Genomic DNA, 14,935 nt, shown 5'->3' with positions numbered 1-14,935 from the left:
TCAGTGCGGGCCTGCTCAGTGCGGGTCGGCTGGGCGGGTCGGCTGGGCGGGGCCGTGGCTCAGGGCCGGTTCACGCGGGACGGGCGCCTGGGTGGTGGGGTGCGAGGAGCCGGGTGAACCAGACGGTCTTGCCGGTTCCGCCAGTGCTGTCGGTGTTGCTGGTGTTGCTGGTGTTGTCCGTGGTGTTGGGGCGGGCGGTGTCGGGGCGGGTGCCGTGGGCGGTGGCGAGTGCGGCGACGAGGAGGAGTCCGCGTCCGGCCTCGGACCAGTCGGGGGGCTGCGCCCCGGTCGGCGGGGCGGGCGCCTTGGCGGGCGCGCGGGCGCCGTCGTCGTGGACGTCGCCGGTGAGGCGGCGTCGGTCGGGCGGGCCGTCCAGGCGCAGGGTGAGGCGCACGGGGCCGTCCCCGTGGACGACGGCGTTGGTCACGAGCTCGTCGACGATGAGGACGATGTCGTCGGCGTCGGCGGGCCCGGTGACGTGCCATTCGCGCAGGGCGCGGCGGGTGAGCGCGCGAGCCCGTGACGCGGCGTCGGCACCCGGGCTCAGCTCCCACGTCCGCTCGCCCGCGACGCGACCGCGCCCACCCCCCTCGCCGCCCGTCCTGCCACCGGTCTCGCTGTCGGTCTCAGTGCCCGTCTCGCCGGACGGCGCGCCGCCTGTGCTGTGGCCCGCGACCTGGCCCGCGGTCCCGCCCGGGGCGTGGCCGCCGCCAGGGCCGCCGCCAGGGCCGCCGCCAGGGCCGCCGCCAGGGCCGCTGCCAGGGTGGCTGCCAGGGTGGCTGCCGGGGCTGCTTCCGGGGTGGCTGCTGAGGGTGGGGGTGCCGTGTGGTTCGGTGGTGGTGTCGCGGGCGCTGGGGTGGCTGCCTGGTTCGCGGTCGAGGGTGTCGCCGTTGTCGTCGCCGGTGTTTTGTGTGCCGGTGGTGGCGGGTGGTCTGGTGCCGGTGGTCCCCGTGGTGTTCACGTCCCCGTCTCCTCGTGCCCGTGCCGGGTGCGGCGCGGCGTCGGGCGGGCGTCCCCCCGCCGCCCTTCGCCGTGTTCGGTCGCATTAAGGGTCATATGCAGGGACGCGCCGCCCGGCGGGGCGGTGCGCAGGCGTAGGGGAAGCGTCACCCGGCGGTGAGGTGATCGGCGCTCGGGGGGACGCGGTGGAGGAGGCAGTGCCGTGGAGCCGTTACAGTGGGTGGGTCGGTGTGGCATGTGTCCCCCGGGCTCTACCTGACGCCTTCGGGGAATACCGCCGGTCCCATGCGGTCCGGGCTGGAGCTTCGTTGTGCCTTTCGCCGTGAGGCGACCACCACACCGGCTTGAACGCCGATGCCCCGGCGAGGCTGTCCTCGCCGGGGCATCGGCGTTCGCGTGTCCGCGGGGGCCGGGCGCGGAGGTTGGGCGCGCGGCCCGGCCTGGGGTCACGGAGGTCTGGGAGCGGGCCCGCTGCGGCGCCCGCGGCGGCGGGGCGGCGGTGTCACAGCACGGCCGCGATGACCGGCGCGGCGATCGCGGCGAGGACGACGACGATGACGGCGGCGGCGATGACGACGGTGCGGGCGCGGCGGCGGCGCGTGCCGAGCCGGGCGAGGCGGTGGGCCAGCCGCGGGTCGTCCTCGCTCAGGCGGACCTCGATCTGGGAGAGGATCCGCTGCTCCTCCATCGACAGCGACATGCTCTTACCTCCGGGGGTCAGGTGTCTGGTACCTCCCCCTCGAACATGATCATTATCCCTGGGGGGCGGTGACGGTTGCGCCGCGCGCGGGGCCGCTCTGGTGGCCGAGCCGGTCGAGGGCGGTGACGTAGTAGGTGTAGGTGCGGCCCGGTTTCGCGGACGGGTCGACGATCCCGCCGCCGCGGACGTCGGCGAGGAGGTCGGCGGGGCGGACGGCCGCGCAGGCGGGGCCCTTGCCGTCGACCCGGTAGACGGCGTAGGACGCGGCGCCCTCGGCGGGCCGCCAGGTGACCTTCACGCCCTTGACGGCCTTCACGTCTTTGACCTCGGCGCCGCTCTGGTTGCCGCTGCCGTCGGCGGGGACGGCGGTGGTGTTCTGCACGGCGGGCGGCGCGGCGCCGCCGAGGCCGTCGGCGACGGGCCGGAGCGCGGGCCGGGCGTAGTGGTCGGCGCGGATCCGGGCGGCGAACCCGCGCCGGTTGGCGGCGAGGTCGGACGCGCTGAAGAACACGTCCCCCCGGACCTGCGGGTACTTGGCGTTGAGGGTGAGGTGGCGCGACAGTTCGGCGGGGTCGCGCCAGGCGGCGTCCTCGCCGACGCGGTAGGCGGCCTGCCCGATGGTCAGCTGCACGCGGGTGCCCTTGACCTGCGCGGCCCACCAGGCGACGAGCTTGGCGTAGTCGGCGCGGGGGTCGCCGATCGGCCAGTACAGCTGGGGGGTGACGTAGTCGAGCCAGCCCTTCTTGATCCAGGTGCGGGTGTCGGCGTAGATGTCGTCGTGGCTCTGCAGGGCGCTGGTGGGCGACCCGGCGGGGTCGGTGCTCTTGTTGCGCCACACGCCGAACGGGCTGATCCCGAACCGCACCCAGGGCTTGGCGTCGTGGATCCGCTTCGACAGCGACTGGACGAGGGTGTTGACGTTGGCGCGCCGCCAGTCGCCCCTGCTCAGGCCCGCGCCGTAGGTCTTGTGGGTGGCGGCGTCGGGGAACTCGCCGCCCTCGGGGTAGGGGTAGAAGTAGTCGTCGAAGTGGACGGCGTCGATGTCGTACTTGCGGACGACGTCCAGGACGGCGTTGGTGACGAGGTCGCGGACCTGCGGCAGGCCCGGGTCGTACCACAGTCCCCCGCCGTATTTGCGGACCCAGTCGGGGTGCTGGCGGGCGGGGCTCTTGGGCGACAGCTTCTTCACGTCGTCCTGGCGGGACACGCGGTAGGGGTTGAACCAGGCGTGGAACTCCAGGTTGCGGGCGTGGGCCTCCTTGAGCATGAACGCCAGGACGTCGTAGCCGGGGTCCTTGCCCTGAGTCCCGGTGATCCACTGCGACCACGGCTCGTAGGGGGAGGCGTAGAACGCGTCGGAGTTGGGGCGGATCTGCACGAACACCGCGTTCAGGTGCATCGCGGCGGCGGTGTCGAGGAGGCGGAGGTACTGCTTCTTCTGCTCGTCGGCGGACGCGCGGGGCTTCTTCGGCCAGTCGATGTTGCCGACGGTGGCGATCCACATGGCGCGCAGTTCGCGTCCGCTGGACGCGGGGGGCGGGCCGACGCGGGGGCATTCGGCGGCGGCGCCGGAGGGGACGGGCGCTCCCGTCCCGGCGCCGGATCCGTCCGAGCCGCCGAACGCGGGGATGCCGCATCCGGCGACGGCGCCCGCCGCGAGCCCCGCCGCGAGCCCGGCGGTGCCGCGCGCGCGGAGCGCGCCGAGGAGCCCTGCCGGGACCCGCGCGGCCCGGAGCCGGGCCGTGCCGCCGCCGCGTGACCGGCCATCCGCCCGGTCAGCGGCCCGGTCGGCCGTCCGGCCGTTCGCGCCGCGCCCGGCCGGGGGCTCCGCCGCCGTCGTCGTGATCGTGGATCGCGATGCCATAGCGGCCCATTGTTACGCACGCGTCGCGATGCTTCAGCCGAAACCGAGACGCCCGTGTTATCCCACAACGTGCGCTTTCGTCGCCACCGGCGAATTGCGATCATCGAACATGTGTTCCATACTGGCCGCGCGCGGATTCGCTCACACGTTCGAAAGGGGTGGGGTGTGCGCTGGGACCATCTGCGGCTGGACGGCGAGGCGGGGGACGCCGACGCGGGCGCGGGCGTGCCGCTGATCGAGCGGGGCGCGGTGGCCCGGACGTTCGACACGCCCGAGTTCCGCGGCATGACCTTCTACGAGGTCCGGGCGCGGACGGTGGTGAACCGGGTGCCGGACGCGTCCCGGATGCCGTTCCGGTGGACGGTCAACCCCTACCGGGGCTGCTCGCACGCGTGCGTGTACTGCTTCGCCCGCAAGACCCATGAGTACCTCGACCTGGGGTCGGGTGCCGACTTCGACTCGCGGATCGTGGTGAAGGTGAACGCGGCCGAGCGGGTCCGGGCCGAGCTGGCGTCGCCGCGGTGGCGGGGCGAGCACATCGCGCTGGGCGCCAACGTCGACTGCTACCAGCGCGCGGAGGGCCGCTACCGGCTGATGCCGGGGATCCTCGCGGCGCTGCGGGACGCCGCCAACCCGTTCTCCGTCCTGACGAAGGGGTCGCTGATCCTGCGGGACCTGCCGCTGCTGCAGGAGGCGGCCGAGCGCACAAGAAGAACCTGTGTAATTCGAAACACGCCCTAGTCGGCTCCGCGTGGTCATCTCCGGCTTTCTCGGCCGCGTCTGGCCCTGTTTAGGGGCCGCGTCTTTCTGGCCGCGGCGTCGCGGGTGTCGCGTCCGTTACGGCGGTTCGGGTGTGTTGGCGGGCGTGGGTGGTTGTGGTGGTGTCCTGTCGGCGCTTTGATCATGGAGTTAGTCTTGGCGGTGGCGGTGGCGGGGTGCGGCGTCGGAACGCCCTGTCGGCCGGTCTGGTCTCCGTGGCGCGTAGGGACTACGTGCATTGGAGCCGGTCGTGGCACGTTCTGATCGCAGGCCCACCCTGGTGATGGGGGCTGGTGGGAGCGTCGGGAGGCTCGTCCTCCGGCAGCTTGTGGCTGAGGGGGTACCGGTCCGTGCGTCCGCGCGGCGTCCGGAGTCCGGTCGGTTCCCGGACGGCGTCGAGGTCGTCGCCGCCGACCTGACCGACCCGGCGACTCTTCTCCCGGCGTTCGAGGGCGCCGGGCGGGTGTTCCTCTATGCGAACCGCGAGGGTGTCGACGGTGTCGTCGAGGCCGCCCGCGCCGCCGGGGTGGGGCGGGTCGTGCTGTTGTCGTCGGGGAGCGTGGTCCATCCCACCTCGGCGGGCAACGCCATCACCGAGAAGCATTGGGAGGTCGAGGCCGCGTTCGCCGCCGCCGCTTCCGCCTCGAATGTGGCGGTGGTGCCGATCCGTCCGCTCGTGCTCGCGAACAATGCTCTGGGCTGGGCGTACCAGATCCGCACTTCCGCGAGCGTGGCGCTGTACCGGCCGGACGCGCTGACCGCGCCGGTCCACGAGCGGGACGTCGCCGCCGTGGCCTGCGCCGCGCTGACCGGCGGGGAGCCCGCGCCGGTGGTGAGCGGGCTGCTCACCGGCCCGGCTCGGATCTCTCAGCGCGACCAGGTCGCTGCGATCGGGCGGGCCGTGGGCGGGCGGATCCCGGTGGAGGAGCTGTCCCGCGAGGCCGCGATGCAGCGGTTCGCGCAGTTCATGCGGGGGTGGGAAGCCGAGGCGGTGCTGCGGTTCCTGGACGACGCGGCCGCCGGGAACTCGCCGACCACGTCCACCGTCGAGGAGGTCTTGGGCCGTCCCGCTATCGGCTTCGACGAATGGGCGCTCGACCACGCCGCCGACTTCCGGTAGGCGGCCCGACACTCCCCCAGGCGGCCCAAGGCGGCCCCGGGCGGCTCGTCAGCCACCCCGGGGGACGGCGGGGAGCGCCGTCGTTCCCAGCACACGACAACGAGCAACGATCAATGCCCGCGAAAACATCAAATTCCGCGAACAAGCCACAATTCGACGGCGACGGGCGCACCCCTGTCCGCCGTCTTGGCGTCGGTGAGGTGGCCGTCGTGGCGTGGGGTCAGGGTGGGGGGACTTCGTCGCGGAGGATGCTGTAGACGACCTCGTCGCGGTAGCGGCCGCCGAGGAAGGAGTAGGCGCGGATGACGCCCTCGCGGGTGAATCCGATCCTTTCCAGGGTGCGTTGCTCGGCGATGTTGTCGACGTCGGTCTCAGCCTGGATCCGGTGCGCGAGGGTGGAGCCGAACAGGTACTCCACGAGGAGGCGCTGCGCGCGGCTTCCGACGCCCTGGCCGCGGGCCTCGGGAGCCAGCAGGGCGCCGATGCTCCAGCACCACACGGGTCCGGCCAGTTCGACGCGCCGGTAGGAGACCAGGCCGAGGGCGTCGGCGCCGCGCGCGACGACCAGGAGGGCGGTGTCGTCGCCGATCCATCCGTCGTGCTCCCAGCGGCGGCGGAAGCGGTGCGGGTCGCGCCACCCCTCCCACAGGAACGGCCCGCACAGCTCGGGGTCGGTGCGCAGCGCTTCGACGAAGGGGAGGTCCCGCTCGGCCACGGGCCGCAACCGCACATGATCGTCCACGGTGCCTCACCGTAGGCCGCCGCGCGTCCCGGCCACCAGCCCTTGTCCGGGCCGGGTCGGCGGAGGTTCCGTGTCGGGCCGCCCGGTGGCGGGTGGCGGCCGCGCCGGAGGGGACGGCGGCGGTGGCGGCTCGGGGGCGGCTCGGGGGCGGCTCGGGACGTCGTAGGGTGCGGGCATGGGAGTGGTTCCGGGGACGTCCGGCGGGCCGGTCGTGGTCGAACGCGCCGAGGGGGTCGGCGGGGAGCTCGTGCTGCGCCGCGCGGGCGGCGACTACGAGATCATCAGCAACGGCGTGTTCCTGATGGACACCCGGGGCGGGGCGTCGGAGCGGCTGCTGGTCCGCGCCGCGGTCGAGGGGCTGGACGGGCCGGTGCGGGTGCTGATCGGCGGGCTCGGCGTCGGGTTCTCCCTCGCCGAGGCCCTCGACCTGCCCGGGGTCGCGCACGTGACCGTCGTCGAGCGCGAACCGGCCGTGGTCGACTGGCACCGCGGCGTGCTGCGGCCGTGGTCGCGCGGCGCGGTGGACGACCCGCGCGTCACCGTCCGCCGCGCCGATCTGCTCGACGTCCTCGCCGAACCCGCCCCGGCGGGCGGCGGCGGGGAGGGCGGCCGGTTCGACGCGCTCTGCCTGGACATCGACAACGGGCCCGGGTGGACCGTCACCCCCGGCAACGCCCGCCTCTACTCCCCCGCCGGGCTGGACCTGCTCGCCGCCCGCCTCACCGGCCGCGGGACGCTCGCGGTGTGGAGCGCCGCCGCCGACGCCGCGTTCGAGGCGCTGCTGCGGGACCGGTTCGAGGCCGTGGAGGCGCGGCCGGTGCCGGTGCCGCGCGGCGAGCCCGACGTCGTCTACCTCGCCCGCCGCCCCCGCCGCGACGCCTGACCCGGCCGGTGTCAAGGGGCGGGCCCGGCAAAGCGCGGGCGCCCGTTTCCGTACCCCGCGTGATCCACCCCCGCGTACCCGTTCGCTAGGTTCGCCCTGAAGAACACACGTTTGGGAGGATCTGTGGCTACTGCCCACGCAGCCGCCGGCGGCGCGGCCCGGCGGCGTCCCGCCGTCCTGGGCGACCTGCTGCCCGGCGCCCTGGCCCGCGACGCCGCGCTCGTCGCCGCCGCGGCCGTGCTCACCGGCCTGGCCGCGCAGGTCGCGGTCCCGCTGCCCGGCACCCCCGTGCCGGTCACCGGGCAGACCTTCGCGGTCCTGCTGGCCGGCGCCGCGCTCGGCTTCGGCCGCGCCGCGCTCGGCATGCTGCTCTACCTGGCCGCCGGGATCGCGGGCGTCCCGTGGTTCACCGACGGCGACTCCGGCACCGGCTCGCCCACCCTCGGCTACGTCATCGGGTTCGTCGTGGCCGCCGCCGTCGTCGGACGGCTCGCCCAGCGCGGCGGCGACCGCACCCCCGCCCGCACCGTCGCGACCATGCTCGTCGGCACCGCGATCATGTACGCGGCGGGCGTCCCGTACCTGATGGCGTCGCTGGACGTCGGGCTCGGCAAGGCCGTCGACCTCGGGATGACGCCGTTCCTCGCCGGGGACGCGCTGAAGGTGCTGCTCGCGGCCGGGCTGCTCCCGGCGGCGTGGAAGCTGACCGGCGCCGCCCGCCGCCGCTGACCCCACCCCCGACCCACCGGCGACCCGCCGCCGTCCCCATCCCGGCGCGGCAGAGCTTCCGTCCGCCCGGTCCCGGCCCGCGCCTCGCGCGCGGCGCGCATAGGGGCCGGGCGGACGGGAATCCAAGCCCGCACCGGCCACGCCGCCCGCCCGACCGGCGGGCCGTCCCGTCCGGCGGCCCGGGGGCGTCCCGGGGGCGTCCCGGGGCGTGCTGCGTCACGGATGTGGCGCACGCCTCACCGCGCGCCCCGCCCCCGCCCGTTTGAACAGGTTCAAATCTGTCGTACAGTGGGTCGCGTGAAGCTCGCCGTGACCGCACCGGACCGCCTGTCCGTCCGCACCGTCCCGGTCCCCGACCCGGGCGACCTCGTCGCGCGGCTTCCGCACCCGACCGCGCTCGCCTGGATCCGCGACGGCCAGGGCATCGTCGGCTGGGGCGAGGCCGCCCGCCTCACCCTCCCCGGCGGCGACGGCGGCGACCGCTTCACCGACGCCGCCCGGCTCCTCACCCGCCTGTTCGGCGCCGCCGACGTCGACGACCCCGTCGACCTCCCCGGCACCGGGCCCGTCGCGTTCGGATCGTTCGGGTTCGACCCCAAGTCGCCCGACTCCGTCCTCATCGTCCCGCGCCGCGTCCTCGGCCGCCGCGACGGCGCCGCCTGGCTCACCACCATCGGCGACGACACCGAACCCCTCACCCTCACCGCGCCCCCCGCCGCCCCGACCGGCCTCACCTGGAACCAGGGCGCCCTCTCCGAACAGGCCTGGAAGGACGCCGTCGCCGCCGCCGTCGCCCGCATCAGGGACGGACGCCTCGGCAAGGTCGTCCTCGCCCGCGACGTCACCGCCCGCGCCGCCGCCCCCATCGACGCCCGCGTCCTCCTGCGCCGCCTCACCGGCCGGTTCCCCGCCTGCTACGCCTTCTCCTGCGCCGGACTCGTCGGCGCCACCCCCGAACTCCTCATCCGCCGCACCGGCGGCGACATCGAATCCCTCGTCCTCGCCGGAACCACCGCCCGCGGCACCGGACCCGCCGACGACCGCGCCCGCGCCGCCCGCCTGTTCGCCTCCGCCAAGGACCGCGAGGAACACCGCTACGCCGCCGACATGGTCCGCGACGCCCTCACCCCCCTCTGCGCCGAACTCACCGTCCCCGACCAGCCCGAACTCCTCACCCTCCCCAACCTCACCCACCTCGCCTCACCCGTCCGCGGACGCCTGGCCGCCGACCGGTCCGTCCTCGACGTCGTCGCCGCCCTCCACCCCACCCCCGCCGTCGCCGGGACGCCCACCGGCACCGCCCTCGACCTCATCCGCGAACTCGAAGGCATGGACCGCGGCCGCTACGCCGGACCCGTCGGCTGGGTCGACGCCCGCGGCGACGGCGAATGGGGCATCGCGCTGCGCTGCGCCGAGATCGACGGCACCCGCGCCCGCCTGTTCGCCGGCTGCGGCATCGTCGCCGACTCCGACCCCGACGCCGAACTCGCCGAGGCCCGCACCAAACTCCGCCCCATGCAATACGCCCTCCACGGCTGACCACCCGCCGGAAACCCCCGCCCGAAAACCGGACGGCCGGCCCCGCCCCCGCGACGGCGACGAGACCCGGCCACCCCCGGCTAGGAGCCGACCCGCGGCGCGCGGTCGGCGACCGACACCTTCAACTGCGCCGTGGACGTCAGGACGCTCCCCACCGGCGCCTTCGCCAGCGCCGCGTCCGTGACGACCTCACGCTGCCCCAAGTACCGATAGGTGCGCCGGTCGAAGATGTACTCCCGCCGGACACCGCCGACCGTCTTCGCCGCCGCCACACCCGTCCGGCCCGCCGCGTCCACCGCCCCGTCGACCGTCGTCACCCCCGGGATCGCCGCCGCGGCACGGTACAGCGCCACCCGCTGCGCCGAAGGCAGATACGCCTCCGTCAACAGGCCCCCGACCCGCATCCACGCCTCCACGTCCGCCCGGGCACCGCTCCCCAGACGGGTGTAGAGATGCTCGTACATCCCCCGCGGCTCGACCGGCAGACGGCTGACGTAGGCGAAGTCGTTGCGCAGGAACTCCGCCCTGCCGTCGAAGTCCGCCAGCCTCTCCGGCCCCCCGGCCGGACCGGCCGCCCGCCGCGCCGACGGCGGGATCGGCCACCCCGGATACGGCTTCGGCGCCAGCATCCGCTCCACGACGACACCCCGCGTCGCATCGCCCTCCACCGGCAGCCAGACCTTCCGGACACTGCGCGACAGGTAACGCTCATGCCCCCGCGCGGAGTTCGACTCCACCGGATCCATCGTCTGCGACTCGAACACCAGGAACTGCCCCGCCCTCGGACGCAGCTCCGGGAACCCGGCGGACGCGTCGGCGGCCCGCGTCAGCACCCGGGACGCGGCGACCGGCATGACATGCGTGACCGCACCCCCCTCCGGCCCCTGCCCCGGCCCCCGCGCCGTGACCGCCACGACCCCCGCCACCGCCGCGGCCGCCAACCCCCCGGCCAGACCCACCGCCGGCCACCCCCGCCGAACCGGACGAACCCCCCGCACCCGCCGCACGGGCGCGGGTTCCGCCCCCGAGCCCGCACCGGCGATCGCGGCCATCAGCCGGGCCTCCTCGGCACGCAACCCCTCCATCCCCGGACGCGGAACCTCCGCCCGGAAACCCTCCAGCACGGTCATCTCATCCATGGACCGTCTCCTCCTTGACGAACACCGCGGGATCGACCCCGCCGAGCTCACGCCGCAACCGCCCGCGCGCCCTGCTGATCCGCGACCGCACCGTCCCGACACGCACACCCAGCGCCGCCGCCGCCTCCGGATAGGTCAAACCGCCCCAGGCGACCAGCAGCAGCGCGTCACGGTGCCCCTCGGGCAGCGCCGCCAGCGCCCCCGCCAGCCGCCGCCCCTGCGCCTGCGCGCTCACCCGCTCGTCACACCGGTCGGTGAACGGCTCGGCGACCGGATCACCGCCGCCGCGCTCCACCGCACGCAGCTGACGCACCTCCGCACGCACATGCCGGCCGATCAGATTCGTCGCGATCCCGAACAACCACGGCCGCGCGTCCCGCCGCGCCAGGTCATACCGGTCCCGCTGCCGGAACGCGGCCAGGAACGTCTCCGCCACCACGTCCTCGGCCGCGTCCCACCCCAGCCTGCGCGTCGCATACCGCTTCACATCCGGGGCGTGCCGCCTGAACACCTCGGCGAACACCTCCGGATGCCGCCGCGACCGCTCGATCACGACGGCGTCGTCGGCCCCCGCCGGGCTCGTCTCACTCATATGTCTGGGCCTCTCGGGCTTCCGATCAGGTCACCCCCTATTGCCCAACAGCCCCCAAACGGTTCCCACCCACCCCACCGGCGGTGAAAACCCGCACGACCCACCCGGTACGGTCGACCACGACCCACCAGCACCAACGGAGGACCCCAGCACCGTGGACGTCGAACGGACCGCCCTGCCCGGCATCGGCCTGCAGCACGTCATCACCACCGGACGAGGCCGCCAGATCGGCGTCATCTCCCACCGCACCGGACGCCGCGACCTCGTCATCTACGACCGCGACGACCCCGACAGCTGCATCGCCACCGTCGCCCTCACCGCCGAAGAGGCCAACGCCATCGCCGAACTCCTCGGCACCGGACGCGTCCTCCAACACCTCGCCGAACTCCACCGCCAGGTCGAAGGACTCGTCACCGAACAGATCCCCATCGCCGCCGGATCCCCCTACGACGGACGGCCCCTCGCCGACACCCGCTCCCGCACCCGCACCGGCGCCTCCATCGTCGCCGTCGTCCGCGGCGGACAGGTCATCGCCAGCCCCCGCCCCGACTTCGTCTTCACCGCGGGCGACACCATCGTCGTCGTCGGCACCGGCGAAGGCACCACCGCCGTCGCCGACATCCTCGCCCACGGCTGACCCCGCATGGAATCAGCCGTCCAACTCATCGAACTCGGCGCCATCATCCTCGCCCTCGGCCTCCTCGGCGCCGTGTCCGTCCGCTTCTCCATCTCCCCCATCCCCCTCTACCTCATCGCCGGCCTCGCCTTCGGCTCCGGCGGCATCCTCCCCCTCACCACCAGCGAAGACTTCGTCTCCATCGGCGCCGAAGTCGGCGTCATCCTGCTCCTTTTCACCCTCGGCCTCGAATACACCGCCGACGAACTCGTCGGCACCCTGCGCACCTCCGCCCCCGTCGGCCTCGCCGACCTCGCCCTCAACGCCGCCCCCGGCGCCGCCGCCGCGCTCCTCCTCGGCTGGGGACCCGTCGCCGCCGTCGCCATGGCCGGCGTCACCTACGTCACCTCCTCCGGCATCACCGCCAAAGTCATCGGCGACCTCGGCTGGCTCGGCAACCGCGAAACACCCGCCGTCCTGTCGATCCTCGTGTTCGAAGACCTCACCATGGCCGCCTACCTCCCCATCCTCACCGCCCTCCTCGCCGGAGCCGGACTCCTCGGCGGCGCCGCCGCACTCGCCATCGCCGCCGCCACCATCACCGCGATCCTCTACATCGCCCTCCGCCACGGCGCCCTCGTCGAACGGTTCGTCGCCTCACCCAGCGAAGAGGTCCTCCTCCTCAAAGTCCTCGGCCTCACCCTCCTCGTCGCCGGCATCGCCCAACAACTCCAGGTGTCCGCCGCCGTCGGCGCCTTCCTCGTCGGCATCGCCCTGTCCGGCAGCCTCGCCCACACCGCCCAGAAACTCCTCACCCCCCTCCGCGACCTGTTCGCCGCCGTCTTCTTCGTCTTCTTCGGACTCCACACCGACCCCGGCGACCTCCCACCCGTCCTCGCCGTCGCCGCGCTCCTCGCCACCGCCGGAATCCTCACCAAACTCACCACCGGCTGGATCGCCGCACGCCGCGCCGGAATCGCCCCCACCGGACGCCTCCGCGCCGGAACCGCCCTCGTCCCCCGCGGCGAATTCAACATCGTCATCGCCGGACTCGCCGTCACCGCCGGCACCAACCCCCGCCTCGGGCCCCTCGCCGCCGCCTACGTCCTCATCCTCGCCGTCGCCGGACCCGTCCTCGCCCGCGGCGCCGAACCCCTCGCCGCACGCCTGCGCACCCGCCGCGCCGCACGCCGAAACGCCACACGACCCGCCCCGCAGACCGACGACGACGTCCCCCTCCCCACCGCCCGGCCCGCACCCGACACCACCCCCGGGCACCACGACGCCGCCGAACCCGCCTGACCCCTACACCTCCGAGGCCTGGCACCCCGGACACCAGAACAGGTTCCGCCCCGCCAACTCCACCGTCGCCACCACCGACCCGCACACCAGGCACGGCAACCCCGCACGCCGGTACACGTACACCTCACCGCCATGACCGTCCACCCGCGGCGGACGCCCCATCGCCTCCGGCATGTGTTCAGGACGCACCGTGTCGATCCGCCCCGCCCGCACACCCGCCGCCATCAACACCGCCAGATCGTCCCAGATCCCCTGCCACCGCCCCCGCGACAACCCACGCCCCGGCAACCGCGGATCGACCCCCTGCCGGAACAGCACCTCAGCCCGGTAGATGTTCCCCGGACCCGCCACCACCGACTGATCCATCAACAACACCGCGACCGGCGTCCGCGACCGCCCCACCCGCCGCCACGCCACCTCCGGATCACCGTCCGCCCGCAACGGATCAGGACCCAACCGGTCACGCAGCACCTTCACATCCCCCGGCTCCAGCAGCTCGCACGCGTTCGGACCCCGCAGATCCGCCCACCCCGACCCGCCGACCAGCCGCAACCGCACCGCCCCCACCGGCGCCGGCGCCGCACCCTCCCCGAACACGTACTTGCCGTAGATCCCCAGATGGACGTGCAACGTCCGATCATCATCGAACCCCAGCAGCAGATGCTTCCCATGCGCGTCCGCGTCCACCAGCACCCGCCCGTCCAACCGCGCCGCGCCCTCCGCGAAACGACCCTGCGGACTCGACGCCCCCACACGGCGGCCGCCGAACATCCGCTGATGCTCGGCGGCCAGACGATGAACGGTATGTCCCTCCGGCATGGCCGGAGCATAACCCCCGGCCCCACCCCCGCGCGGCCCCCTACCGCAACGGCTCCCCCACCTCACGCATGTGTCCCAGCGCCAACCGGTACGACGCCACCAGACCCGTCTCCGCGTACGGCACGCCCACCGCCGCGCAATGCTCCCGCACCAGCGGACGCAACCGCCGCAGACTGCACCTCGGCACCCCCGGGAACAGATGGTGCTCGATCTGGTAGTTCAACCCGCCCATCAGCCAATCCACCACCGCGCCGCCCCGCACGTTCCGCGACGTCAGCACCTGCCGCCGCAGATGATCCCACTTCTCCCCCGGCGCCGGCATCGCCATCCCCTTGTGGTTCGGCGCGAACACCGCCCCCAGATGCACACCGAACAGCGCGTGCTGCACCACCATCAACACCACCGCCTGCGCCGGCGGCAGCAACGCGAACGCCAGCCCCAGATACCCCGCCGCGTGAGCGAGCAGCAACCCGCCCTCCACCACCTGATCACGCCGCGACCGCCCCCGCAGAAACAGCAGGCTCCCCACCTTCAGGTTCAGCCCCTCCAGCGTCAGCAGCGGGAAGAACAGCGCCGCCTGATGCCGCGCCACCCACCGCAGCACCCCCCGCTGCCGCCCGGCCTGCTCCTGCGTCCACGCCAGGACGCCCTCCCCCACGTCCGGGTCCTTCCCGACATGGTTCGGGTTCGCGTGATGCCGGTTGTGCTTGTCGCTCCACCAGCCGTGCCCCATCCCCAGCAGCAGATTCCCCAGCACCAGGCCAAGCACCCGGTTCGCGCGGGCGCTCCGCGCGATCTGCCGGTGCCCCGCGTCATGGCCGAGGTACGCCGTCCGCGCCGCCAGCACCGCCAGCGGCACGCCCAGCAGGACCGTCCACCACCCGTCCCCCGCCCACGCGACCGCCGCCCACACCGCCGCCGTCGCCGCCAGGTTCAGCCCGATCGCCCGCGCGTAGTAGCCGCGCCGCCGGTCCAGCAGGCCGCTCTCGCGGACCCGCCGCGCCAGCGGAGCGAAGTCGCTCCCCGGCGCCCTCCCCGGCACAGGCGGGACGGGTGGGGCGGGCGGAGCGTACAGGGTCGCGGGCATGAAGCCTCCATCTCGCGGAACAGGGAAAGCGACTGCCCGAAAAACTACGGAGCGTGAGACCGGGCAGTCTCCACGCTGCGGAGC

Annotated in this window: 15 protein-coding genes; 7 read left to right on the top strand and 8 right to left on the bottom strand. The window is 74.2% G+C overall.

The features are described from left to right. Positions 1-70: 70 nt before the first annotated feature. From ACH01S_RS45130 to ACH01S_RS06210, 3 genes are all read right to left on the bottom strand, one after another. Positions 71-961 (bottom strand): ATP-binding protein, encoded by an 891-nt coding sequence (locus ACH01S_RS45130; protein WP_067886259.1) that lies wholly within the window; start codon positions 959-961, stop codon positions 71-73. Positions 962-1,462: 501 nt separating this feature from the next. Further along, positions 1,463-1,660, bottom strand: coding sequence for a DUF3040 domain-containing protein (locus ACH01S_RS06215; RefSeq protein ID WP_067886258.1), 198 nt, complete (start codon positions 1,658-1,660; stop codon positions 1,463-1,465). Between the two features lie 52 nt (positions 1,661-1,712). Continuing rightward, a complete protein-coding gene (locus ACH01S_RS06210; RefSeq protein ID WP_148344693.1) occupies positions 1,713-3,524 on the bottom strand; it encodes a family 10 glycosylhydrolase in 1,812 nt (603 codons plus the stop codon). 165 nt (positions 3,525-3,689) lie between these two features. Between ACH01S_RS06210 and ACH01S_RS06205 the strand changes: the two genes are divergently transcribed. Together ACH01S_RS06205 and ACH01S_RS06200 are read left to right on the top strand one after the other, a co-directional pair. Then, complete coding sequence (locus ACH01S_RS06205) at positions 3,690-4,265, top strand: radical SAM family protein (RefSeq protein ID WP_370671558.1); 576 nt, start codon at positions 3,690-3,692, stop codon at positions 4,263-4,265. Positions 4,266-4,533: 268 nt separating this feature from the next. Continuing rightward, a complete protein-coding gene (locus ACH01S_RS06200) occupies positions 4,534-5,403 on the top strand; it encodes an NAD(P)H-binding protein (RefSeq protein ID WP_148344692.1) in 870 nt (289 codons plus the stop codon). Between the two features lie 220 nt (positions 5,404-5,623). Here the strand turns inward: ACH01S_RS06200 and ACH01S_RS06195 are convergent, their stop codons facing one another. After that, the gene (locus ACH01S_RS06195; protein WP_067886254.1) at positions 5,624-6,145 is read right to left on the bottom strand and encodes a GNAT family N-acetyltransferase; all 522 of its coding nucleotides are present in this window, start codon (positions 6,143-6,145) and stop codon (positions 5,624-5,626) included. A gap of 175 nt (positions 6,146-6,320) precedes the next feature. On the opposite strand from ACH01S_RS06195, the gene ACH01S_RS06190 reads away from it, so the two are divergent. The 3 genes from ACH01S_RS06190 (at position 6,321) to ACH01S_RS06180 (ending at position 9,296) form a co-directional block, all read left to right on the top strand. Beyond that, complete coding sequence (locus tag ACH01S_RS06190) at positions 6,321-7,028, top strand: spermidine synthase family protein (protein WP_067886252.1); 708 nt, start codon at positions 6,321-6,323, stop codon at positions 7,026-7,028. A 123-nt stretch (positions 7,029-7,151) separates the two neighbouring features. After that, positions 7,152-7,757: a biotin transporter BioY gene (locus tag ACH01S_RS06185; RefSeq protein WP_067886250.1), complete on the top strand. Its 606-nt coding sequence runs from the start codon at positions 7,152-7,154 to the stop codon at positions 7,755-7,757. A 297-nt stretch (positions 7,758-8,054) separates the two neighbouring features. Then, a complete protein-coding gene (locus ACH01S_RS06180; RefSeq protein ID WP_067886248.1) occupies positions 8,055-9,296 on the top strand; it encodes an isochorismate synthase in 1,242 nt (413 codons plus the stop codon). Positions 9,297-9,376: 80 nt separating this feature from the next. Here ACH01S_RS06180 and ACH01S_RS06175 read toward each other — a convergent pair whose 3' ends face one another. Beyond that, complete coding sequence (locus tag ACH01S_RS06175; protein WP_246237123.1) at positions 9,377-10,435, bottom strand: CU044_5270 family protein; 1,059 nt, start codon at positions 10,433-10,435, stop codon at positions 9,377-9,379. Next, positions 10,428-11,027 (bottom strand): RNA polymerase sigma factor, encoded by a 600-nt coding sequence (locus ACH01S_RS06170; RefSeq protein WP_067886246.1) that lies wholly within the window; start codon positions 11,025-11,027, stop codon positions 10,428-10,430. Before ACH01S_RS06170 ends, ACH01S_RS06175 begins: the two co-directional genes overlap by 8 nt. Before the next feature lie 154 nt (positions 11,028-11,181). Between ACH01S_RS06170 and ACH01S_RS06165 the strand changes: the two genes are divergently transcribed. Then, a complete protein-coding gene (locus ACH01S_RS06165) occupies positions 11,182-11,664 on the top strand; it encodes a cation:proton antiporter regulatory subunit (protein ID WP_067886244.1) in 483 nt (160 codons plus the stop codon). 6 nt (positions 11,665-11,670) lie between these two features. Next, positions 11,671-12,945 carry a cation:proton antiporter gene (locus ACH01S_RS06160; RefSeq protein WP_067886241.1) on the top strand — a complete coding sequence of 425 codons (1,275 nt, stop codon included), beginning with the start codon at positions 11,671-11,673 and terminating at the stop codon, positions 12,943-12,945. 3 nt (positions 12,946-12,948) lie between these two features. On the opposite strand, the gene ACH01S_RS06155 is transcribed toward ACH01S_RS06160, so the two are convergent. Both ACH01S_RS06155 and ACH01S_RS06150 read right to left on the bottom strand, forming a co-directional pair. Continuing rightward, the gene (locus tag ACH01S_RS06155; protein WP_067886239.1) at positions 12,949-13,764 is read right to left on the bottom strand and encodes an Fpg/Nei family DNA glycosylase; all 816 of its coding nucleotides are present in this window, start codon (positions 13,762-13,764) and stop codon (positions 12,949-12,951) included. Positions 13,765-13,804: 40 nt separating this feature from the next. Then, positions 13,805-14,851: a fatty acid desaturase family protein gene (locus ACH01S_RS06150; protein WP_067886237.1), complete on the bottom strand. Its 1,047-nt coding sequence runs from the start codon at positions 14,849-14,851 to the stop codon at positions 13,805-13,807. Between the last annotated feature and the right edge of the window lie 84 nt (positions 14,852-14,935).

The organism is Actinomadura chibensis NBRC 106107, from assembly GCF_001552135.1.
GTDB lineage: Bacteria > Actinomycetota > Actinomycetes > Streptosporangiales > Streptosporangiaceae > Spirillospora > Spirillospora chibensis.
This window is presented reverse-complemented; position numbering and strand designations above follow the sequence as displayed.